Genomic DNA, 21,800 nt, shown 5'->3' on the forward strand with positions numbered 1-21,800 from the left:
TGTTTCATTTTACAAAATTCATGTAGGAAAAGCAATGAAGGGAACAAGACGAAGGCCCTGTCATTTCTTGATTGACAAGGCCTTCACTGTATTATCTCTTAATATCGAATTGATGTAAAAATCCTTCTCTTTGCTGCATTCTAAAGTATTCCTTGATCATATAAGCCACACCCTGTTCATCATGCGAGCGCGTCACCCAATCGGCTTTACGCTTGACATCATTGGAGGCATTGCCCATAGCAACACCTAAACCAGCCAATTCAAGCATTGGAATGTCATCTGTTCCATGACCAATGACGACCGTATCTTCTAAAGTAAAACCGAGTGCAGAGGTTAAAAGAGAAAGTCCCGCTTCTTTCGAAACCCCTTTGCATACAATATTCATTTTCTCATCACTGATCCTAATAAGGTCAACAGATGGAAATGCTTGTTGAATGGTCCTGTGAATCTCAGGCTGAAGCTCCGCGGTCGAATATACTTCAATCACTGGTGTACTGACCGGTTCATCCATCAGCATATCACTTAACGATTCAACAAATTGAACGGGATAGAAAATTGGATCAGACGGATGAATTAACGTCTTGCCCATCAGCTGAGACTGCGTTTTCTTCCGGTTGCCGATCGAGAATTTTTCATGCAGCAAGCGGACATTACAATCGAAGCTTTCAAGGATTTGCACAAGATTAAATGTCTTTTCTTCCGTTAATTTCTTCACATGAAGCGGCTCATCGAGTTTATCGGCGATAAATGCACCACTATGCGTCACAAGGGTTGATGTTGGAATCTTCAACGCCTTGGCAATTTTTTGAGCGGAACGAAAATGCCGGTTGGTGACAATTGTCACATAAACCCCTTTTTTCTTAACATATTCCACAGCTTCTTTTGTAGCGGAATGGATTTTACCATTGGAACGAAGTAACGTCCCATCTATATTGAGTGCAAGTAGTTTTTTTGACACTGAGGCATCCCCCTTCTTGATGACTGTACTTACGATGAGGATATGCCCTAGCTTGGTGCTTTAGAACATGCAGTTGAAAGAGCCCCAAGTTATGAATAATTGATAAATAAAAAAAGCCTACCCCTAGGCTTTTTTTTATGTATGGTTTGGATGCGTTACAATGGAGTGATGAAGCTCCCCATGATCCCCTTATCTTTTACACACCAAAGCATTGCTTATATCAGATCCCCTTATGATGCTTTGCGTTTCTCCCAGAAGCGCTTCTCTCTCGTTTGGCTCACCGCCATAAATCCCAAGTGAAACGCACCCAATTGTCCCTTGAGAGCGCCTTTTTGAAAGCACTTTCAATATAAGTATTATCGCAGAATTTATGAGCTTCGACAACCTTTTTTTAAAAGATATTCAGGAGAAAGATAATACAAAAAAGGGCGAATAACATCGCCCTTTCAATTAGTTTTCTTCTGGATTCCCATAAAGCTCTTCAAGTGGCTTCATGATAATTTTATTTAATTCACCGATAAGTACACTCACACGTTGTTCTGCTTCCATCAACTGAGAGATTTTGTCGTGCTGCTGAACAAGAGCAACTGTTTTTTGAGCTTGCTCCACTTCTTCTTGTGTGATCTCTTGACCAGTCATTTGTTTTTGTTGAAGGTTTACTTGAATGTCACGGAAGTTCTCAAACATTCTTTTAGAGGACTCATCCGCGTTTACCTCATCATAAAGATTTCTTAAAGTTGAATATTCTTCGCTATGACGCAATGCTTTTTCAAGGTCATATGCAACATCATAAAGATTTACAGACATGTTATGTCTCCTTTCTATCCGTTATCACCGATATGATCGGCGGACACCACTCCACTATAACAAACTATGGCTTTCGTTTCACATATATACAATGAATTCATCAAAATTTCTCCAGCTTGACTTAGAATAGCGTCACAAAAACAGCCTGGATAGCACCAATCATCCCGCCTAAAAGACCGCCTAGAAATGTAATCATCTTCAGCTCCTTATTCGAGATGCTGACTACAAGCTCTTCCATTTTTTCAAGCGGAAAAAGTTCAATTTGTTCACGAATGATATCTTCAAATTGCAGCTTTGCAAGCAGACCCTCTAAAGCATTTGAAACCGCTTCGATCCCCTTATGAATCAACACTGGCGCAAAATGTGTTTTAAGGTCATCCGCTACAGCACTGACATATGCTCCAACTGGTTTGTCTAATATCAGCTTTGTAGAAAAATGAGAAAGTAATTGATTTTTCACACTAAAAATAAGTTCCTTCACATTCCATTTTTCATCAAGCTCATGAAGAGAAAATAGCTTCACCTTGTCCCATTCTTGAACAAGTAAATCTGATAAAAATCTTTTTGTTTCTGCGTTTCTTAAGAACTTGATGATTTCGGGATGTACACGATCAATTAAGCTTGAATTCCCTAAGAACATTTGGACCATACTGCCAAGCATTCCCCGTTCTTTTAAGAAATCATCGATCATATTGCCGAGCCTTGCTTTGCCTTCATCACTTTCAAAATAATGAATGCCTCTCTTTAAAATATAATCTGCTGCATCTGGAATTTTTGATGATATTTTGGTTTCCACTTCTACCGGGAGCAATTCAGATAAAGTTTGCTGATTATATGTTTCAAGCAGTGAACTGAGCTTCTGATCAGACCACTGATGGAGCCATCTATCTGCTTTGACGTCAGCCTGTGGAACGCCGAATTTTTCTAACAGGGAGAATACGGTGATCTCCATATGTGCGCCTTTGTCAATATATCGATGGACTGTACGCAGGATCTCCTGCTTTGCCTCCGATGATTCAAATCGCTTTTGAATACCTTCTGGCGTGAGCAAATGCTCCATAACCATGACACCAACCTGCTTGGCTACTTCGTCTCTTCTTTTAGGGATAAGCCCTGGTGTAAATGGAACCTGTTTTCCGAATAAGTAATATGGCTTATAAGGCCGAAAAAGCATTTTAATTGCAAGATGGTTTGTCGCTGCTCCTATGACTGCGCCAATAACAATCATAAAGATAAACGTTGTGAATATATTCAAAGTCGTCATCTACCTTTCAAACAACACCCGAAGTTTATTGTTTTGATCTATACGTATTATAGTGGTTGTCAAGTTCCCAAGCAAATGAAGCATGCAGCGAGACATATGATCAAGCGATCTGTCGTAATGATAAAGGAGCGCAAGCTTTATGTAAAATCATAAAAAAATGTTTTTGTGATGGTAAAAAAAGAAGTTGAAAAGAAGGTGTTTTTTAATGACAACATTAGGTATTGTGACCCTTTCTCCGCAGTATGAAGAGGCATTTACACGTGAGCTCGCTAAAGCTGCCCCTTCTTATCGTTTAAAGGTTGTTCGTTTTACACCATTTGATTTAAAGCCGGCTTCAAATTTGATAAAAGGCCAAACATATACGAATGGCCAAGGGTTTGCCGACGCACAATTTCCGATCCCCGACTTGATTTACGACCGATGTCTTTACCGGCATGACGCACAATCTAAAAAAGCAAAACCCATCATGGAATGGCTAAAAAAGTATCCAAAAACGGATTTTTTGAATACCGGCATTTCAAATAAAATGGTGCTATTTGAGCAGCTCCGTCTTCTCTCTTCTTTACAGCCATATTTACCTGGCTGCTCGTTATTAAAAGAGCCCTCAGACCTGATCAATATGGTAAGGGAGAACGGGGCTCGCGGTTTTTGTAAAATGCAGCCTCTTTCCCAGCAGCATGCAGCATCTACTTACTTCATTTCCTTTGATGGCATATCAACATTCACCGTTCAGCTAAATTCCAACCAAACCATTACATTTTCTCGTGCGTCAGAGATGGAGCGCTGGTGCAAAAAATATACAGGCCGGTACTTCCTTCAATTTTTCAACACGAATAATCAAAAAGAACTTTTATTCAATGAAATCAGGATTTTTCTTATGAAAGATTCACAAAATCAATGGAAACGCATGGGGATTCACACAAAATCACCTGCAAAAAATAGTCTTTTACGTCATACACAAATATCAAGTCCTGTGATAGGCTTTGAACACTATCTAAATACATTGCAGCCACCCATCAAGGAGCTCCTTTTAGATGATATTGCATCCATTCAAGCATCAATCCCAGCTTATATAGATAAAACCTACTCTCCTTGCTTTGAATTCGCAGTAGACTTACTTCATACAAATGAAGGCAGACTATTCATATCAAATATCAGATCAAAGCCAGGGCGATCCGCTTTTTTAAAAGCTTATCCTGAAAAGGAACATCAATTGATTCGTACCATTCTTGAACATGCGCAATCGATGAAGTCTCAACCGAAGGAGAGTTCTTATGAACAAAAATCGCTGCATCATCGCCCCACACCTCACAAGTAAAAAAACAATCCATCTACCCATCCATTATAAACAGAAAGATGCCATCCATTCTCTTGCTCTAGGATCCCGTTTAGTAGATGGCTTCAACATTTCCTATCATCAGCATTCAAATAAAATTTTATTATCTGAAGATCTATACAGAGATGTACTGATTCCTTACAAATCAAAAGCTGAAGTGATCATCATTGACCATACACTTTTTATAGGGCCGTTGATAGGCATTTTCACTGCAGGTTTTGAGCAAAGCACGCAGCCATTAGGAACGAGATCAGAATTTTTCATCAAACTGCTGCATTCTTTCAGGCAGCATGCTGGTTTTGCCTATCTTTTTGGGTCACATTCTATTGATTGGGAAAAAGGAATTGTAGAAGGATTGGTGTATCAGCAAGATTCATGGGTTAAAAAACAGCTTCCCCTGCCGTCAGTCATTTATGACCGGCTTCCAAATAGAAAGGCTGCTCAGTCAGCACTCATTCAAGAAACGAAGAGAAAACTCACCCAAGACTATGATATCCCTTGGTTCAACCCTTACTTTTTTAACAAATGGGAGATTCATGAACAGCTATTAACAGATGAAAAAACATGGTCCTTTCTCCCACATTCTGTACAATTAGATCCCGTGGACGCTCTTAGTAAAATTGAAACACTCCTCCATCTGCATCAAGTTATATACTTAAAACCGACAAACGGAAGTCATGGAGACGGAATTTATCAGTTAAAGAAGGAAAACCACGGAATCACTGTGCACTCAAATTTTGGAAGGGCTATTCCATATGATTCAATAGATCAGTTTGTTCAAAGGCTGCGAAAGGATCATGCAATTCATGATTTTATTGCACAACAAGGCATTGAGCTTCTTCAAATAGACAATCAACCGATGGATTTCAGAGTTCATACGAATAAAAATAAAGATGGTGATTGGACAGTTACAGCAGCAGCAGCAAAAGTTGCTGGAGATCACACCATCACGACTCACCATTTACATGGGGGAACGGTGAAAACACTTTATGCTGTCTTTCCAGAAGAAAAGAAACGTTTGCAGATTTTACAGCAGCTTTCTCATACTGCCATCACGCTTAGCCAGGTGATAGATGAAAAAATGACCGGGCATATTGGTGAAATTGGTTTTGACTTAGGCATTGATCAAGCAGGTGCAATTTGGATGTTCGAAGCCAATTCTCGCCCTGGTCGAGAGATTTTCCAGCATGTCTCTTTGAAAAAATCAGAATGGTTGATCGGGAAAAGAATCATGGATTACGCATCTTACCTTTCAGAAACAGCACTCACCACTTCAAATCACGCCAACGTCTACTGACGCTTTTTTGTCACATGTCGGTGCTCTTAAATTTATGCTTTTTCTATGCTCTTTTCATGAGATGAGATACAATAATATCAAGTTCAAGGTTGTTTCCGTGTTGTCGTGTTTGTTTATTGTTTCATCAATAAAAGCAAGGAGGCAATGATGATATGATTTCTCATTTTCAATGGAAACCCCTTTTTAAGAAAGCACAATTGCCAGGCTGGAAAATATCCTTTTTTCACAATGGTTCGCACTATGAAGGCATCTACCACAAAACAGGTGACATTGAATGGGGATCTCAGCTTCCGCCCCATGAAGTTGAACCAACCTTAAAAGAAGAAATCCACGAATTAATGCTATTCCATGTCTATGATTAAACTGTTTAAGGAGCCCCGCCATGTTAGAAAAATTAAAGCTTGTTTACGGAGACCATATCATCAGCTCACCTACTCATGACAAACAAATTCTTTGGTATCAAACAGACGAAGGCGAAATATTTGGAGTAGACAAATCGGAGCTTACAGCAAGAGAAACACTTCTTCTCAATTCTTTTCTTACACCAATTGATCTAATTCAAAAAGCGCAGACCGAGGATGAACAAAAATGGTTCAGCTATCTTTTTGAAAACAAACCACTAACTGTCCAACATCCCGTCCGTGTTTATTATTTTCAGATGATCCATCAAGAAGAACAAAGACAGCAAATAAAAGAGGCTGTGAATAACAGCCTCGAACATACTCATTTCATATGGACAGGCTCTGAAACAGCTATGCTGATTCAACCAGACGCTACAGCAGAAAATAGTCAATTAGATCAGTTAAATGATTTGTCTCTAGCCATTACAAGTGATTTTTTAACGGACTCAGTCTTTATACAAGGGCAGCTGCATTTGCCAAATGACCATTTACAGATGAGATTATTAAATGAACAACAGCTCTTTTTGCACCATATGAAGCGAGACAAGTTTAGGTCAGGAGTTGCCACATTTTATCAATGTCTGCCATCATTCATTTGTTATGATGCATCCGCCCTCTCTCATGCTATTTCAGATGCTTTTAAAGAAGCGGTCTTTGACCGGGATGTTTACCGCACTCTCATGACCTATATGCAATGTAACTTAAACGCATCCCAGGCAGCAAAAGCGTTATATGTTCACAGAAACAGTCTTCAATATCGAATTGATAAATTTATTGAGCGCACTGGGCTAGATATACGACATTTTTCAGAAGCATCAGCTGCTTATTTAATGATGACTCTACTCGATCTTTCATAAAGAACGAAAGCATGAGCATCATGCCCAAAAATAAAAATAGGATGTTGTGCACGTTGTCCATTTACAGACTCTTCCCCATTTTATACACTTTATTTATTAGTAAAGCGCTTTCAAAAAAAGAGGGGCTGGGAGGCTGACATCAAATGGCTGAGATGATGCTGAATCAAATTTATAAAGTGTACGATAACAAGGTAACAGCAGTAGACAACTTTAATCTACATATAGAAGATAAAGAATTTATTGTGTTTGTTGGTCCATCAGGCTGCGGAAAATCAACAACCCTTCGCATGATTGCAGGTCTAGAAGAAATTTCACAAGGAGACTTTCTGTTAGATGGAAAACGGATGAATGATGTAGCTCCGAAAGATCGGGATATCGCAATGGTTTTCCAAAACTATGCATTATACCCTCATATGAATGTGTACGATAATATGGCTTTTGGATTAAAGCTTCGGAAGTTTCCGAAAGCAGAAATTGATGAGCGGGTTCGAAATGCCGCTAAAATATTAGGGCTTGAGCAATATTTAGACAGGAAACCAAAAGCACTATCTGGCGGTCAAAGGCAGCGTGTTGCACTTGGCAGAGCGATTGTACGTGATGCAAAGGTTTTTCTTTTGGATGAGCCGCTTTCTAATTTAGATGCAAAACTCCGTGTTCAGATGCGTGCCGAAATTTCTAAACTTCATCAGCGTCTTCAAACGACATTTATCTATGTGACACATGATCAGACTGAAGCCATGACAATGGCAACCCGCCTTGTTGTTATGAAAGATGGATTTATTCAGCAAGTTGGAGCGCCGAAAGATGTATATGAAAACCCAGAGAATGTGTTTGTAGGTGGATTTATCGGCTCACCTGCGATGAACTTTTTTACAGGAAAGCTCTCTGACGGTACCATTGCGGTTGGAAAAACGCATATTCGTGTACCAGAAGGAAAAATGAAAGTATTACGTAGCCAAGGCTATATTGGAAAAGATGTCATACTAGGCATCAGACCAGAAGATTTTCACGATGAACCAGTATTTATAGAGGCGTCTGAAGGCACAAAAATTAATGCTAACGTAGAAGTAGCTGAATTAATGGGAGCAGAAACGATGCTTTATTCTTCTATCGATGATCAATCGTTTATTGCACGTGTTGATTCTCGTACCGATGTACAGGCCGGACAGTCTATCCCTCTTGCGATTAATATGAACAAAGCCCATTTCTTTGATTCAGATACGGAGCTGCGCATCCGCTCAGCTGAATAAAAAGATATATAAGCAGGGCCATCACTCATTATTGGGTGATGGTTTTTTGTATGTTAACACAACATTTACCATGTTCTTTTCTCGTATGTTTTTTTCGGAAATAACCATAATACTTAGTACAAAGCAGTTACTGCATTGGGTTTCGCCAAGTGGCAAATGACTTGATCATTTCGCTGGTGCGATTCCAGCAAACCCAACCAAAAAATAAATCATATACAAAAAGGAGAATCACATCATGGCAAATTCTAATAGTTCAAACCAATTACTAGTTCCTGGAGCAGAGCAGGCAATCGATCAAATGAAATACGAAATCGCTTCTGAATTTGGTGTAAACCTTGGAGCAGAAACTACAGCTCGTGCTAACGGTTCAGTTGGTGGAGAAATCACAAAACGTCTTGTGTCTTACGCTCAACAAAACCTTGGCGGAACAAAAGCTTAATTTCATATCTGGATCATCGAAGGCACCTCTTATGGTGTCTTCTTTTTTTGTTTTGATTCCTCACCAAACTCCTTTCCATCTCATATCATGTAGTAGAAAGGAGCGGATCTTCATGGACATTATTTCAGGTATGAACTTTGAACTTCTACAATTTGTCGGTATCTCTTTATTATGTGAATATGCTCATAGTATTCGGTCCTTTCACCTTTATAAAAAAAGCATCACATAAAAGTTGTACCATTTTGGGTTCTTTTCACTTATAGTATGTAGTGGAGGGATCGAACAGATGAAAATAGCTCTTTTCGGTGCTCATGGACGTGTAGGACAAGCATTTCTTCGTTTCGTTCAAGTAGATGATCGTTACATGGTTCGTTCATTGATTCGGACAAACCGAGAAGAAATGCTTGCGGGTATGTTTCAAGTCACCGGCAATTCAAGAAATCGTGAAGATGTGCTTGAGACAATCAAAGGAGCAGATATTGTTGTAAGCTGTCTATCAACAGATGGTGATGATACATTATCTGTTTCAATGGAGCATATCGTACAAGCCATGAAGCAAACAAATACATCAAGAATTATTACAATTGGTACAGCAGGTATTTTAAAAGCAAGGCAGCAGCCGAAGCTTTACCGTTTTGAAACAAATGAATCAAAGCGGACCACTTCCCGAGCAGCTAAAGAGCATGCGAAAGCGTTTGAAATCCTTCAATCGACTGATCTAGATTGGACCATTATTTGTCCAACCTATTTACCAGATGGAGAAGTGACACGGTCATATCGCTATGAGAAAGATTTTCTCCCTATAGATGGAAAGAAAATTTCAGTTGAAGATACCGCACACTTTTTATATCAGCAGTTAAATTCGAAGGAATTTGTGCATCAACGCGTCGGCATCGCTTATTGATGATGCAGTCATCGCTAATTGGAAATAAAAAAGTCGAGGTGTTTTTCCACCTCGGCTTTTTAATATGAGTATTAAAATAAATTGAAAATTCCAAAAAATCAATTAAAGAGTGATCCAACCTGATTTTGAATGAACTCTTTTTACCACACCTTTTCCTGTAACAAATCTAATTCTTTTTCCTTTTACTTTGTATTCAATGAAAGGCAATTGAACATCGATAAGGTCGTATTTTTTATTTTTTGTTAAAAAGTCTTCTAAATAGCCCATTTGCCAATATCCATTGTATACAAGATTTTTGAGAGTGCCACGAGCACTAGGAGCTAAAGTAGTTAGCAAACCAGACACTCCAGCAACTACTCCTGCAGGTGTACTAGTTACAAATACCAACCCAAGTACAGTTGCACTTGTTCCTAGTGCATCTTTTAGCTTACTGTAATCTTTTTTATTAAAGCCCTTATCATAAATATTACGCTGAGCAGATGTCATTTTTCTAACTTGGCTTAAATTGAGAGTAACCCTTGCAGCATATTCTGAAGAATTAATATTACCTAAAGCATGAACTTGTCCAACCTGATTAGCAGTCTTAAATGATTGAATTTGTGCTGATAAATCAGTTTTTGCTTCGACTACTTGTTTCTTTGGTACTTTTTGTTCAGCTGCTGATGCAACTTCACTAAACCCAGAAATAATTAATGTTGTTGCAGCAATCAAGATGACATTCTTAAATAAACTTTTTTTACTCTTCATATTCAATCCTCCTGTTTTTTTGATACAAGTATATAATATCACAAATAAGAGAAATTCATATATTTTTGGATAAAAAAACTAAAAAATATGGATAAAAATTCATTAATTAACCATTTTTAAGAATCTTATTTCGCATATATAATATACTTATAATTACAAAAACACATCTTGCTATTCATCTTAAAGTCACTGAGAAAAGCCTCTTTCAATTGAAAGAGGCTTTTCTCTATTAATAATTTCATCAACTGTTTGCAACAGCACCTTTTTGCAGTTCGTACATTTGCGCATACAGCCCTTCTTGCTGCATGAGTTGTTCATGACTGCCACGCTCGACGATTTCACCTTTTTCTAACACCAAGATCATATCGGCTTTTTTAATAGTGGATAATCGATGAGCAATCACAAAAGTCGTTCGTCCTTCTTTGACTACATCAAGCGCCCGCTGAATGATCGCTTCTGTTTCTGTATCAATGTTCGCGGTGGCTTCATCTAAAATTAAAATCGCTGGATCGTACGCCAATGCGCGCGCAAATGAAATCAACTGACGTTCCCCTGAGGAAAGCGTGCTTCCCTTTTCAACGACTGGTTCATCAAAGCCTTCTGGCAGATGCTTCAATAACTCTGCGGCTCCTACTTGCTTTAATGAGGATTCAATGGTTTCTCTTTTGATGTCTTCATTTCCTAAGCTGACATTGGAAGCAATCGTTCCAGAAAATAAATACGGATCTTGCAGCACAATGCCCATTTGTTTACGCAGCGTTTGGCGCGACTGATCATAAATGCTTTCACCATCTATGAGAATGTCTCCTTGCTGAATGTCATAAAAACGCAGCAGCAAGTTCATGATCGAGCTTTTCCCAGAACCAGTATGCCCCACAAGTGCAACCGTTTGACCTTTCTTTGCTTCAAACGTAATGTTCTTTAAGACATTTTTCCCTTCATTATAAGCAAAGGTGACATCTTTGAACTGGACGTGTCCCTCCAGCTTCTTCTGAACAGGTTCTTCCACTTCTGTTCCTGGTTCATCTAATAATCGGAAAACCCTTTCCGATGAAACCCTTGCTAATTCCAACCTAGAGAACTGATTCACAATGCCTGTAATCGGCTGGAACAATCGATTTAAATAATCGACAAATGCATAGAGCACACCAATGGACACAATGCCTGTCGCACTTAACGACGCACCGCCAAAATACCAAATAAGTGCCACATATGCTAAATTTCGCAGCAAGTTAACCAAGTTATGTGAAAGAAGTGAATTTAAATGCAGCATCTTTCGCTGATATCGAAAATGATTGTTGTTCAGCTCATCAAATTCCTCTTGCGTCGCTTTTTCATGACGAAACGCTTGAATGATTGTCATCCCTTGAATGGCTTCATTTAGCTTGGCATTGATTTCACTGATGATCGAACGAATGCGGTGATTGTACACTGCTGCAAACTTTCTATAAGTCATCGACCATAGGAAAATAATCGGTACAGCGACCAAACAAATGAGTGCCAGCTTCACATTTAATAAAAACATGGCAATGTAAATCCCAATCATGTAAATGGCACTCGTCACGAAATTAGCAAGGACTGTTACATATAGGTCACGAATGGTTTCCGTGTCATTGGTGATCCTCGCAACAACCTTTCCAGCCGGTAAATTATCAAAATATCGGATCGGCAGCGTTTGGATGTGCTCAAATACGTCTACCCTCATTTTTTGAATAATTCGATTTGCAATCCTCTGGAGCAAATAATGCTGCCCATACTGAAAGAAAATCGCAATGATGAGCAGTCCTAGATAAAATAGCACAAGCTGCACCAAGCCACTGATTTCTGGCTGATAAAAAGCAAAAATCTCCTCTTTTGATAAACGCTGTACCTCATAGGTCTCACGCTCGTTCCCATTTTCAATGGTGAGCTGATCTCCGGATATCTTTCTGTTTCCATCAAAACGAATCGGCTCATTCACAAAATAGTAGCCGAATCCGACTTGGACCACATTGATTTGCTTTCCAGAATCCATTCCATTGTTTAATCGATCGCTTCGTATATAGTTATTTCCCTGGTAATAAACGGTTTTGTCTGTCTTTTCATTGACCTCGACATACGGTTTTTCTACACCCAAAATATGATCATCAATCATTTTCTTCCCAATAAACGGCCCTGTCAGCTCAGCACCAACTGCAATCATTAGAAAGATTAAGGCAACAGACAGTACTTTCTTATATAGGAGTGCGTAGGCAAGGAGTCTTCTTCCTGTTGTCATGCCTCATCCCCTCCTTCCAGCTGATTTGTCAGCTGCTGACGCAAAAATTGTTCTTTGTACCACCCATCCTGCTGGATGAGTTCGTTGTGGGTGCCCTTTTGGACAATGCGTCCTTCTTCCATGACAAGAATGAGATCCGCATGTTCAACAGCTGATAGGCGATGAGTCGTAATAAACGTCGTTTTGCCATGACGGTTTTGTCTTAGATTCTCTAAAATAGCGGTTTCTGTTTTTGCATCTACCGCAGATAATGAGTCATCCAGAATTAAAATGTCTGGATCAATTAATAAAGCACGTGCGATGGATATTCGCTGTTTTTGTCCGCCTGACAGCGCCACACCTTTTTCTCCCACCATGGTTTCCAGACCCTCTGGCAGCAGGCGTAAATCCTTTTCAAAGTAAGCATCTTTGATTGCTTGTGCTAACTCATCTTGTTTCGCGTCCCGATGACCAAAGCGCATATTCTGTTCCACGCTTTTTGAGAAAAGTATATGATCCTGCGGTACGTATCCGATCCATTGAAATAACTGATCTAATTCAATGTTTTGAATCGGAACACCTGATAGCAGGATTTGCCCATCACCTGCCGGATACTGGCGCAGAAGCTGTTTGACAATGGTCGTTTTTCCGCTTCCCGTTTTGCCAGTAATTCCAATCGTCTGCCCTTTTCGAACAGTAAAGGACACATCAATGAGATTATCTTTAGGTGAAGTTGGATACCTGAATGTCACATGATCAAACTCAATATCTCCAGGCTCCTGTAACGTTTTTGGCTGAGCAGCATCTGTTACGTCCGGCTTATAGCTGAGTGTATGATTCAACCGGTCTAACGACGCATTTCCTCTTTGCATAATATTAATCAATTCACCGATCGCAAACATTGGCCAGATCATCATGCCAAGATAGACGTTAAATGCAACAAGCTCCCCAATGGTTAAATCACTTTGGAACACGAGATAGGCTCCGTAGCCGATTCCGATTAAGTAGCTGATCCCCACAAGTAATTTCACTGTCGGTTCAAATAATGAATCAATGGTCGCCACTCGCATATTTTTTTGGAATACATCATCTGTCATGTCGCGAAAGCGTTCGACATCTTGTTTCTCCTGCACAAAAGAGCGAATGACCCGAACGCCTGCCACTGATTCAAGCACGCGATCATTCATATCACCAAATGCATCTTGAGCGACTGTAAAGCGATCATGGATTTTGCTGCCATAGAATGCAATTAAGAGCGCCATCAGCGGCATAGGGATAATCGCCATTAAGGTTAATTTCCAGCTAATCGTCAGCCCCATCGTAAAGAAGATCATCAGCATATAAGCAGTGGAATCAACCAAGGTCAGAACACCAAAACCTGTCGTTAATGCCACAGCATTCAAATCGTTTGTACCTAATGCCATTAAGTTACCGGTTTTTTTCTTTTCATAAAAGGTAGGCGTCATCTTAAGCAAGTGGCGCATCAGTTTCCCGCGCATCACACGCTCCATGACATTTGCGCCGCCAAATAACTGATACATCCAAAAATATGTAAGTGTATAGACGACGACACCTAGTAAGCAAAAAATGGTCACATAAAACACAATACTGGATGTTGTAAATTGACCAGAACGAATGTCATCCACTGCCTGGCCAAGGTATCTTGGCGGAAGCATTTCAAGCACATTCACAATGAGCAAAAGCGTAATAGCGATCGTATAACGCCTCCACTCTTGTTTAAAGAACCAGCCTAATTTCGCAAATACTGAAAACATGTTTGTCTCTCCTTTTCAAGCTAGCCGCTTTCTAAATTTTCCTGCAAGTCACCTTGCTTTGTTTTTTGAGTTTTTCTCATTTGTCTTGATTTTGGCATGTTCACATGCTTCCACTCCTCTTCGTTTATTTGTTGTTTTCCATCCCTTTATTTCGAAATGCGAAATGAATTCAACAAAAAAAGAGGCCACCAGCTAGCTGGTACGCCTCTTTTCGTCATGTAAAAAGGCGCATGTTGACAAATACGCAACATACGCCTTGATTCATCCGATCAATTGGAACATACGAGTTCCTTTTCAATGACCAATGAAGGTGTAATTGTCACGTGAATCAACCCATTCATGCAGTTTGATTTCATTCTTCCAATGTTGCACATGACATTTCCTCCTTTTGGCTCTTGAATCTTTTTTTATCTTATAGTGGCTGTCACCATTTTGTCAATAAATATTTTTCAATAAATGAAATTTTCTAACAAAAATCAATCTCCCTTATGTGTATCTTTTTCTATTAACGGGTATACCATGAGTGTAAAGACTCCTTTTGAAAGGAATGAGGACATTGTTTCAAGCTGATCGGATGGTCGTTGCATTTGATGGACATGAAGACAGTAAGAAAGCATTAAAAAAGGCAATCGCTTTAGCCAAAACCTTGCATGCCAAGCTGACCGTTGCCTATGCCCATGATGGCAAAACAGGCAGACAGGTGTTTGATGCACCGCGCCCAATGACTGGTGGAGCTTATATCGGCGGCGGTACGGCAGATCTTCAAACACCCCCTGTGTATGTACCTCATGATGAACAGCAAAGTCCCTTGATTTTTGAAGACCATACAGAAGAGGTCGTTGCGGAAGCACGAATGCTTTTAAATGAGGAGCAGTTTGAGGCTGCCATTGAAATTGTGGAGGGAGAACCAGCAGAAGCAATTATCGAATATGCTGAGGAAATATCAGCAGACCTCATCGTCATGGGAGCACGTGACCAAAGCAGATTGAAAAAAATGCTGTTTGGCAGTGTGAGTGAAAAGTTATCAGCAAAATCAGATATACCTGTGCTTATTGTGAAATAAATGCATCACAAAAGGCTGTAAACTAATGTTTACAGCCTTTTTTATTTATGAAGAGATCGACGCTTCACTTTCATGTTTAATTTTTTGCTGGAAGCCTTCCTGTACGCGCTTTGTCAGCTCTCCTGGAACGCCTTCCCCTACTGGCTCACCATCTATTTCAACAATCGGAATGACTTCAGCCGTCGTCGAGCTGATGAAGATTTCCTGAGCGCGCAGCAGTTCTTCTTTGCTTATTCGAGTTTCTTCAACAGTACATCCTTCTGCCTCACATACCTCCAGCAGCTTTCTACGGGTAATGCCGTTTAAAATGAGATTGTTTGCAGGGTGAGTGCGAATCACGCCATCAATCACGGCATATACATTCGAGGCGGTTCCCTCTGTCACAAAACCGTCTCTTATCAGGATTGCTTCAAACGCACCAGCTTCAGATGCTTTCTGCTTTTCCATGACGTTATATAAAAGGTTTAAGCTTTTGATATCACATCTTAACCAGCGAAGATCCTCAGATAATATGGCTTTTGCACCAGCTTTCTGCTCTTGAACAGGCTTTTTCACCTGGAACGTATATGCCGTGATTTGAGGAGTGAGAGAATTACTATATTGATGTTTACGAGGGGCGACACCCCGCGTGACTTGAATATACACACCGCCATCTGTTAATTGATTGTGAGCGACGAGCTGTTGTAACTTTTCTTCCATATCAGATACTGTACCTTGCAGATGAATGCCAATTTCCTTTGCACTCTTGAACAGACGCTCTGTATGCTCTTTTAACGTAAACAAAGTACCATTGTATACACGGATGACCTCATAGACTCCGTCACCAAATTGATAGCCTCTGTCCTCAATATCAACATGTGCATCCTTTTTTTCAATGAAATCTCCATTGTACAATACTTTCATATGGAATCTCCCCTTCGCTTTGCATTAATGGTTGAATCTGATGCTATCTTAGCGGATAAATGGGTACGTTTCAATGATTATTCAGAATTATTTCACATCATAAGAAATGGATAACCTTCTATTGTAACAAATATAGATTCATAACCAAAAAGATTCCAATTTTTTAGCAACTTCTATATTCATAGGCTCTTTTTTCCTGTATACTGACACCATATAAACATGACAAAAAACAGCGGAAAAAGACAGAATCTACTACATGATTCGACACAAATTTTTGATTTATTGGAGCGATTGTAATGCAACGGGTTAAAAAAAAACAGGCACCTTCAAACACAATGCTGCTCTCAAAGGCGATTGGTTTTGTCATTCTGACACTGATCCTCTTTTTTATTTGGGATATGTCCAAAACCAATATGCAAGCAGCAGATCAGCCGGCTAAATTGTCTGCGAGCAGTCAATTTAGGGACACAAGCACTAGTATGAAAGCAAAAGATGATTCTAGAAAAACATTAGATGCACATTTTAAGATCAATTCAAATAAACATGTAACGGATCAAACGATCTTTTTAACATTTGATGACGGTCCATCAGCGACTACAAATCAGCTGTTAGATGTGCTAAAAGCGCATCAAGTGAAGGCCACATTCTTTATGCTCGGGCCGCAGATTAAAGAACACCCGGCAGCTGTGAAAAGACTTCATCAAGAAGGTCATCAATTAGGGCTGCATGGTATCACCCATGATGTGAAACGCTTTTATCAAAAAAGTGATTCTCCCGTCAACGAGATGAAAGAAGATCAGCGCATTTTGGCTTCTGTCACAGGTAAGTATACCCATCTTGTAAGAACACCTTATGGCAGCGCCCCAAATTTAACCGATCAGCAAAAAGCACGTTTAAAACAAAAAGGCTTTGTCTACTGGGATTGGACCATTGACAGTCTTGACTGGAAATATAAAAGCTCAAAATATGTACCAGAGGTATTAAATCAGCTGCAAGTGCTGGAAACAAAATATCCAAAAGAACCAAAAATCATTTTAATGCACGATCAGCCAGCGACGGCAAAATACTTAAACAGCTTAATCACGCAGCTAAAAGCAAAGGGCTATACATTTGAAGTGCTTGATGAAACAATGAAGCCGCTGCAGCAATAAAGTTAAACCCGCACCTTTAAGATGCGGGGTTTTTTTAATGATTTATAAAGCTTTCACAAGATCGCCAATTCGCTCATGAAAGACAAGATCAAAAAGCGGATCGAATTCTGTTTCACTCAAGTTCATCATCACCATGAAGATGGAAGGATCATGGGCTGCGTCTTCTGGAATATATCTTGCTGGCGCTACTTCTAGGGAAGTTCCCATGACGAGCAGCATGTCCGTTTTCTGAAGTGATGTCTCCACTTGATCAAGATGCTTGACCATATCTCCAAAAAGAACAACATCTGTTTTTAGCACACGTCCACACGTACTGCCGTCTGGGGAAATTCTTTGACAGACCGGCACCTCTTCTTTTAATAAATAAGGCAGATCGTATACCGCCTGACACGATGGACAAGTAGCCGTTTGAATGGAGCCATGGAGTTCATATACATGCTGGCTTCCCGCCTTTTTATGAAGACCGTCAATATTTTGGGTGAAAATATCCACATGCTTCCCTTGTTGCTCAAGGTTGGCTAAAAAGGTGTGCCCGCTGTTTGGCTCGTATTCTCCACTCATTTTCATCTGAAACAATTCCTTAAACTTCGGCCAGAATTGATGAGGATTTGATAAAAAGTAGGATCGGCTCATCGCCTCCATGCGGGAAGTATCTTCTGTCCACAGACCACCCGTTGATCTAAAATCAGGAATACCCGATTCTGTACTCATACCCGCACCTGAGAGTACTGTAATATGTGAAGCCTGCGATAGTTTCTCTCTTAGTGCTTCCACCTTTGTTTGATCCACGTACCATTCCTCCTTTATTCACCCAGCTGCTTCTCACCTTTTTGTTTCATATAAATGGCCTGTCCAGGGAAAGCAAATTCCACACCTTCTTCGTGGAAAATATCTATGATGCGATAGTTAATATCCTGCTTTATATCAAGGTTTTCAGACCAAGCTGTTGTATTTGTGTAAAAGTTGAAAAACAAGTTCAAATAGCTGTCAGCCAGTACATCGAGATTCACCATAATCGTCTCTTTATGCACCCCATCATGCTCGTGAAGCATCTGTTTGAGACGCTTAATACACTGATCAATGTTTTCCTTTGGTGTATTGTAGGAAACGCGAACAGAAAACGTAATCTGACGTTTATTCATCCTTGTCCAGTTTGTGATCGGCTCCTTAGAAAGCGTAGAATTCGGAACGGTCACGACGGCTTCAGCAGGTGTTCGAAACCTAGTGCTTCGAAATGTAATGTCCTCCACTGTCCCAAGAACACTTGGTGTCTCCACAAAGTCGCCCATCGTAAAAGGCTTCTCTGTAATGATGACAATCCCTCCAAAAAAGTTAGCCACTGTATCCTGCGCAGCAAGCGCAAAGGCTAGACCACCTAGACCAAGACCTGCCACAAGTCCATTGACATCATAATTAAATTCTTGTGCAATGATACTAATACTCAGTGCAATAATAATGAAGCGAAGTACCTTTGATAAAAACGGTGCTAAAATATCATCCATATCTAATTCAAATTTCGAATTGACCTTTTGAAACAAGAAGGAAGATGCAGCGGTTAAGTTACAAAGCCCCCACGTCAGCATCAATATAATGGAGGATCTATACAATTTGATGATGACATCCATATGATGCTCAAAGTATGGAGCCTGTCTTAACGCAAAATATAAACCAAGAGCCACGAAAAACAGCCTCGCTGGTTTTTCGAATGCCACAACAATTTGGTTAATGACCTCCGTTTTAGACCGATTCGTCAGCCTAAAGAGAAGTTGAAATAAATACTTCGTAAATACTTTCCGAAGCAATAAAAAAAGCAATAAAATACAAAAGCTAATACCGATTTGGATCGCGATATCTACTGTAAAATATGTATCCATCCATTTTTGTGTAAACATGTCTGTCTCTCTCCTTTAAAACAATCCTCTCTAGTTTATAATATAACCTTCGTTCATGTCCTCTCTTAAATGTCTGACCTCTACATAAAAAGCCTCGGGACTGATCCCGAGGCATGATGTTCAAATATGAAATTTTGGCTAGAGACATATCGACGGGCAGCAAACTACTTTTTCTTCTGAGCCTGATCAAGGAGAGTCGCTTTAAACATTTCAGCATCCGTTTCGGCCTTAATACGTTCTTCCACTCTAATTCTCCCTTTACCCAATCATCTCGCCTCCTTTTCATCATTATAAAACATCAGAATTTTCAGTCAACATGACGAAAGCACTAATATTTTGACGAACGCTGACGATTTGGACAAAATTGATCGAAGAAAAAATGATGTAGTTCAGATTTACTCAATAAGAGCTTGGGATATTCCTGCAACTTTTATCCTTTCATACACGATGCTTTCTCACCACATGCCATTCACCATTACATACAGCTCTCCATCCATCCATATAGTAAAGAAGGAAAAGCAGCAAAAATTTGATATGATAAGATCAGAACTTATGTCAGGAGCTGGAGCATGTGTATATTATCGCGCATAGAGGGTCTTCAAGCGCTGCCCCAGAAAATACAATTGCCGCATTTGATTTAGCGATTCAGCAAGGTGCGGATTATATTGAGTTAGACGTCCAGCTGACAATGGATCAGCACGTAGCCGTCATCCATGATGATACCGTTGATCGAACGACTAACGGAAGCGGCTTAGTGAAAAGTTATACACTTGATCAGCTGAAGAAACTGGATGCAGGAAGCTGGTTTGATTCTCAGTACGCCAACGAACGAATTCCTACATTACAAGAAATTCTAGAAAGATACAGTCAGCATGTCGGGATACTGATTGAGATCAAGCATCCAAAACAGCAGATCGGGATTGAAAAAGCAGTTGTCGACATCATCAACCGGTTTGCCTATTCCCGTCACATCATGGTTCAATCTTTTGATGCCAATGCACTTCAAAGAGTCAAAGCTTACGCCCCTTCTCTTCGAACAGCTTTTATTATAAAACCCTCTGCCTTAAAACTGACGAAAAGAAAATTAGCGGCGTACAGCTCCTTTGCGGATTGCCTTAATATGAAGAAAACGATGATCAACAGATGGTGGATTGATCGCATCCACTCATTTGGAATGGATGTTTTTATTTGGACAGTGAAAGACCAAAAAACAGCCGACAGGATGAAAACATACCCCATTGATGGAGTGGTGACGGATCACCCGCCATTTTTTCTAAAGGAGAAATGATGTAAATGAAAGCATATCTCGCCGTATTTATCGGTGGATTGGTTGGTACACTTTGCAGATATGAACTTAGCCAGTCCGTTGTCAGCCAGACATTCCCCTATGCAACACTGATTGAAAACATGACAGGCAGTCTGCTTCTTGGCTTTTCAACAGGGTATTTTATGTTTCGGAAGGGAAAAAAATATCTTGCTGCTTTGATCGGAACAGGATTTTGCGGCGGTTTTACGACCATGTCCACTTTTTCTAAAGAAACGGTTCTCTTATTACAGAATGGACTGTTCACATCAAGTGTCATGTACATTCTACTCTCAGTGATTGCTGGAGTGGGCGCTGCCTTATGTGGACTGATCACCGCTCAGCGTCTCTTTCATCAAAATGAGCAGCCGAAAGGAAGCAGATAAATGATTGTATTTTATACAGCTGTTGCCGGCGGGATGGGCAGTGCCCTTCGATTTTTCCTCAGTCAATCGATGCAGAAAACCAAGTTTCATACTCGTTTTCCGTATAGTATTATTCTCATCAACTTACTGGGCGCTGCCGGTTTAGGTTTACTGACAGGTGCAGTAACTGACAATGATCCGCTGCTTATGATCATTGGGACTGGTTTTTTCGGTGGTTTTACAACATTCTCTACATTTAGTGTAGAAGCTGCGGCCATGCTGCAAGAGCGGCAAATTGGACAACTTGCTGTCTACTTATTGGTCACAATCATCGGATCTTTATGTCTCTTTGCTGCGTGTTATCAAATAGGACAGCATCTTTTTTAAATATTGGTGATGGCAGCTAAGCTGATGAGCAGCTGATCCATGAGCTGGCGCTTCATCAAAAAGAGTGTTTTTTCACTATAGCCGATTTCCATTGCACATTTTGCCATCCGCCAATCTCGAAAATATTTGTAATCGATGAGCTGCTGCTCTATTTCATCCAACTCTTTTAATGCCGTTTCAATACAAGCAACGATGAGTTCATACTGGCTTTTTTGTTCTTCTAACTTTTTCCGTGTCATGTGGTCGAGATGATGCGGGCTTCTTTTTTCAAGCTGCCTTTCGATATTTAAGATCGCAGCTTGATAATTTTTGAAATTCTTTAAATGAAACTCAATTCGTTTCATTGAGGTTTTTTTCTCCGTGATACTTGCTGTTTCATACCAAAGCATGTCCTTCCCCCTTTATCGAACGTTTGTTCTTATTATAAACCGAACTTACATTCGTTAAAAAGAGACTAAATACCTA

23 protein-coding genes are annotated in these 21,800 nt (G+C 40.0%); 12 read left to right on the forward strand and 11 right to left on the reverse strand.

Annotation, left to right across the window (positions count from 1 at the left end; translation table 11 throughout):
• Nucleotides 1–91 precede the first annotated feature (91 nt).
• The 3 genes from MHI60_RS02555 to MHI60_RS02565 form a co-directional block, all read right to left on the reverse strand.
• Complete coding sequence (locus tag MHI60_RS02555; protein ID WP_024426575.1) at nt 92–958, reverse strand: Cof-type HAD-IIB family hydrolase; 867 nt, start codon at nt 956–958, stop codon at nt 92–94.
• Nucleotides 959–1,408: 450 nt separating this feature from the next.
• Nucleotides 1,409–1,765: a YlbF family regulator gene (locus MHI60_RS02560; RefSeq protein ID WP_024425750.1), complete on the reverse strand. Its 357-nt coding sequence runs from the start codon at nt 1,763–1,765 to the stop codon at nt 1,409–1,411.
• Between the two features lie 121 nt (nt 1,766–1,886).
• Complete coding sequence (locus MHI60_RS02565; protein WP_144485606.1) at nt 1,887–3,020, reverse strand: DUF445 family protein; 1,134 nt, start codon at nt 3,018–3,020, stop codon at nt 1,887–1,889.
• Between the two features lie 214 nt (nt 3,021–3,234).
• Here MHI60_RS02565 and MHI60_RS02570 point away from each other — a divergent pair, with 214 nt between their 5' ends.
• The 7 genes from MHI60_RS02570 to MHI60_RS02600 all read left to right on the forward strand — a co-directional run bounded on the left by MHI60_RS02570 (nt 3,235) and on the right by MHI60_RS02600 (nt 9,513).
• The gene (locus MHI60_RS02570; RefSeq protein WP_144485608.1) at nt 3,235–4,347 is read left to right on the forward strand and encodes a YheC/YheD family protein; all 1,113 of its coding nucleotides are present in this window, start codon (nt 3,235–3,237) and stop codon (nt 4,345–4,347) included.
• The gene (locus MHI60_RS02575; protein ID WP_144485609.1) at nt 4,304–5,662 is read left to right on the forward strand and encodes a YheC/YheD family protein; all 1,359 of its coding nucleotides are present in this window, start codon (nt 4,304–4,306) and stop codon (nt 5,660–5,662) included. The genes MHI60_RS02570 and MHI60_RS02575 overlap by 44 nt, the downstream gene beginning before the upstream one ends.
• A 152-nt stretch (nt 5,663–5,814) precedes the next feature.
• Nucleotides 5,815–6,024: a YheE family protein gene (locus tag MHI60_RS02580; RefSeq protein WP_008348933.1), complete on the forward strand. Its 210-nt coding sequence runs from the start codon at nt 5,815–5,817 to the stop codon at nt 6,022–6,024.
• 20 nt (nt 6,025–6,044) lie between these two features.
• Nucleotides 6,045–6,920, forward strand: coding sequence for a helix-turn-helix domain-containing protein (locus MHI60_RS02585; protein ID WP_095408102.1), 876 nt, complete (start codon nt 6,045–6,047; stop codon nt 6,918–6,920).
• A gap of 143 nt (nt 6,921–7,063) precedes the next feature.
• Nucleotides 7,064–8,170, forward strand: a complete 1,107-nt coding sequence (ugpC, locus tag MHI60_RS02590; protein WP_095408101.1) for a sn-glycerol-3-phosphate ABC transporter ATP-binding protein UgpC — start codon at nt 7,064–7,066, stop codon at nt 8,168–8,170.
• A gap of 235 nt (nt 8,171–8,405) precedes the next feature.
• Nucleotides 8,406–8,609 carry an alpha/beta-type small acid-soluble spore protein gene (locus tag MHI60_RS02595; RefSeq protein ID WP_039177528.1) on the forward strand — a complete coding sequence of 68 codons (204 nt, stop codon included), beginning with the start codon at nt 8,406–8,408 and terminating at the stop codon, nt 8,607–8,609.
• 286 nt (nt 8,610–8,895) lie between these two features.
• Nucleotides 8,896–9,513: an NAD(P)H-binding protein gene (locus tag MHI60_RS02600; protein WP_144485611.1), complete on the forward strand. Its 618-nt coding sequence runs from the start codon at nt 8,896–8,898 to the stop codon at nt 9,511–9,513.
• A gap of 102 nt (nt 9,514–9,615) precedes the next feature.
• Here the strand turns inward: MHI60_RS02600 and MHI60_RS02605 are convergent, their stop codons facing one another.
• From MHI60_RS02605 to MHI60_RS02615, 3 genes are all read right to left on the reverse strand, one after another.
• Nucleotides 9,616–10,260, reverse strand: a complete 645-nt coding sequence (locus MHI60_RS02605) for a hypothetical protein (RefSeq protein WP_144470041.1) — start codon at nt 10,258–10,260, stop codon at nt 9,616–9,618.
• Nucleotides 10,261–10,501: 241 nt separating this feature from the next.
• A complete protein-coding gene (locus MHI60_RS02610) occupies nt 10,502–12,517 on the reverse strand; it encodes an ABC transporter ATP-binding protein (RefSeq protein WP_095408099.1) in 2,016 nt (671 codons plus the stop codon).
• On the reverse strand, nt 12,514–14,271 hold the full coding sequence (locus MHI60_RS02615; RefSeq protein ID WP_111290247.1) for an ABC transporter transmembrane domain-containing protein: 1,758 nt from the start codon (nt 14,269–14,271) through the stop codon (nt 12,514–12,516). Before MHI60_RS02615 ends, MHI60_RS02610 begins: the two co-directional genes overlap by 4 nt.
• Before the next feature lie 556 nt (nt 14,272–14,827).
• Between MHI60_RS02615 and MHI60_RS02620 the strand changes: the two genes are divergently transcribed.
• Nucleotides 14,828–15,334: a universal stress protein gene (locus MHI60_RS02620; RefSeq protein WP_095408097.1), complete on the forward strand. Its 507-nt coding sequence runs from the start codon at nt 14,828–14,830 to the stop codon at nt 15,332–15,334.
• A 45-nt stretch (nt 15,335–15,379) separates the two neighbouring features.
• On the opposite strand, the gene dat is transcribed toward MHI60_RS02620, so the two are convergent.
• The gene (gene dat / locus MHI60_RS02625) at nt 15,380–16,237 is read right to left on the reverse strand and encodes a D-amino-acid transaminase (RefSeq protein WP_111291876.1); all 858 of its coding nucleotides are present in this window, start codon (nt 16,235–16,237) and stop codon (nt 15,380–15,382) included.
• A 296-nt stretch (nt 16,238–16,533) separates the two neighbouring features.
• On the opposite strand from dat, the gene MHI60_RS02630 reads away from it, so the two are divergent.
• Entirely contained in the window at nt 16,534–17,388 is an 855-nt protein-coding gene (locus tag MHI60_RS02630) for a polysaccharide deacetylase family protein (RefSeq protein ID WP_342502668.1), read from the forward strand.
• A gap of 42 nt (nt 17,389–17,430) precedes the next feature.
• On the opposite strand, the gene MHI60_RS02635 is transcribed toward MHI60_RS02630, so the two are convergent.
• From MHI60_RS02635 to MHI60_RS02645, 3 genes are all read right to left on the reverse strand, one after another.
• Nucleotides 17,431–18,177: an NAD-dependent protein deacylase gene (locus MHI60_RS02635; protein WP_144485615.1), complete on the reverse strand. Its 747-nt coding sequence runs from the start codon at nt 18,175–18,177 to the stop codon at nt 17,431–17,433.
• Nucleotides 18,178–18,191: 14 nt separating this feature from the next.
• A complete protein-coding gene (locus MHI60_RS02640; protein ID WP_144470029.1) occupies nt 18,192–19,280 on the reverse strand; it encodes a mechanosensitive ion channel family protein in 1,089 nt (362 codons plus the stop codon).
• A gap of 164 nt (nt 19,281–19,444) precedes the next feature.
• Nucleotides 19,445–19,546 (reverse strand): YhdX family protein, encoded by a 102-nt coding sequence (locus MHI60_RS02645; RefSeq protein WP_017360338.1) that lies wholly within the window; start codon nt 19,544–19,546, stop codon nt 19,445–19,447.
• A gap of 305 nt (nt 19,547–19,851) precedes the next feature.
• Here MHI60_RS02645 and MHI60_RS02650 point away from each other — a divergent pair, with 305 nt between their 5' ends.
• Genes MHI60_RS02650 through crcB (MHI60_RS02660) form a run of 3 tightly spaced genes read left to right on the forward strand, consistent with a single transcriptional unit; the run spans nt 19,852 to nt 21,335 of the window.
• Nucleotides 19,852–20,568: a glycerophosphodiester phosphodiesterase family protein gene (locus MHI60_RS02650; RefSeq protein WP_144485616.1), complete on the forward strand. Its 717-nt coding sequence runs from the start codon at nt 19,852–19,854 to the stop codon at nt 20,566–20,568.
• 5 nt (nt 20,569–20,573) lie between these two features.
• Nucleotides 20,574–20,969: a fluoride efflux transporter CrcB gene (crcB, locus tag MHI60_RS02655; RefSeq protein WP_144485618.1), complete on the forward strand. Its 396-nt coding sequence runs from the start codon at nt 20,574–20,576 to the stop codon at nt 20,967–20,969.
• On the forward strand, nt 20,970–21,335 hold the full coding sequence (crcB, locus tag MHI60_RS02660; RefSeq protein ID WP_144485620.1) for a fluoride efflux transporter CrcB: 366 nt from the start codon (nt 20,970–20,972) through the stop codon (nt 21,333–21,335).
• Here the strand turns inward: crcB (MHI60_RS02660) and MHI60_RS02665 are convergent.
• Nucleotides 21,332–21,724: a hypothetical protein gene (locus MHI60_RS02665; RefSeq protein ID WP_034282242.1), complete on the reverse strand. Its 393-nt coding sequence runs from the start codon at nt 21,722–21,724 to the stop codon at nt 21,332–21,334. The genes crcB (MHI60_RS02660) and MHI60_RS02665 overlap by 4 nt on opposite strands.
• Nucleotides 21,725–21,800 lie beyond the last annotated feature (76 nt).

This window comes from Bacillus sp. FSL K6-3200, from assembly GCF_038630485.1.
GTDB classification, from domain to species: domain Bacteria; phylum Bacillota; class Bacilli; order Bacillales; family Bacillaceae; genus Bacillus; species Bacillus safensis.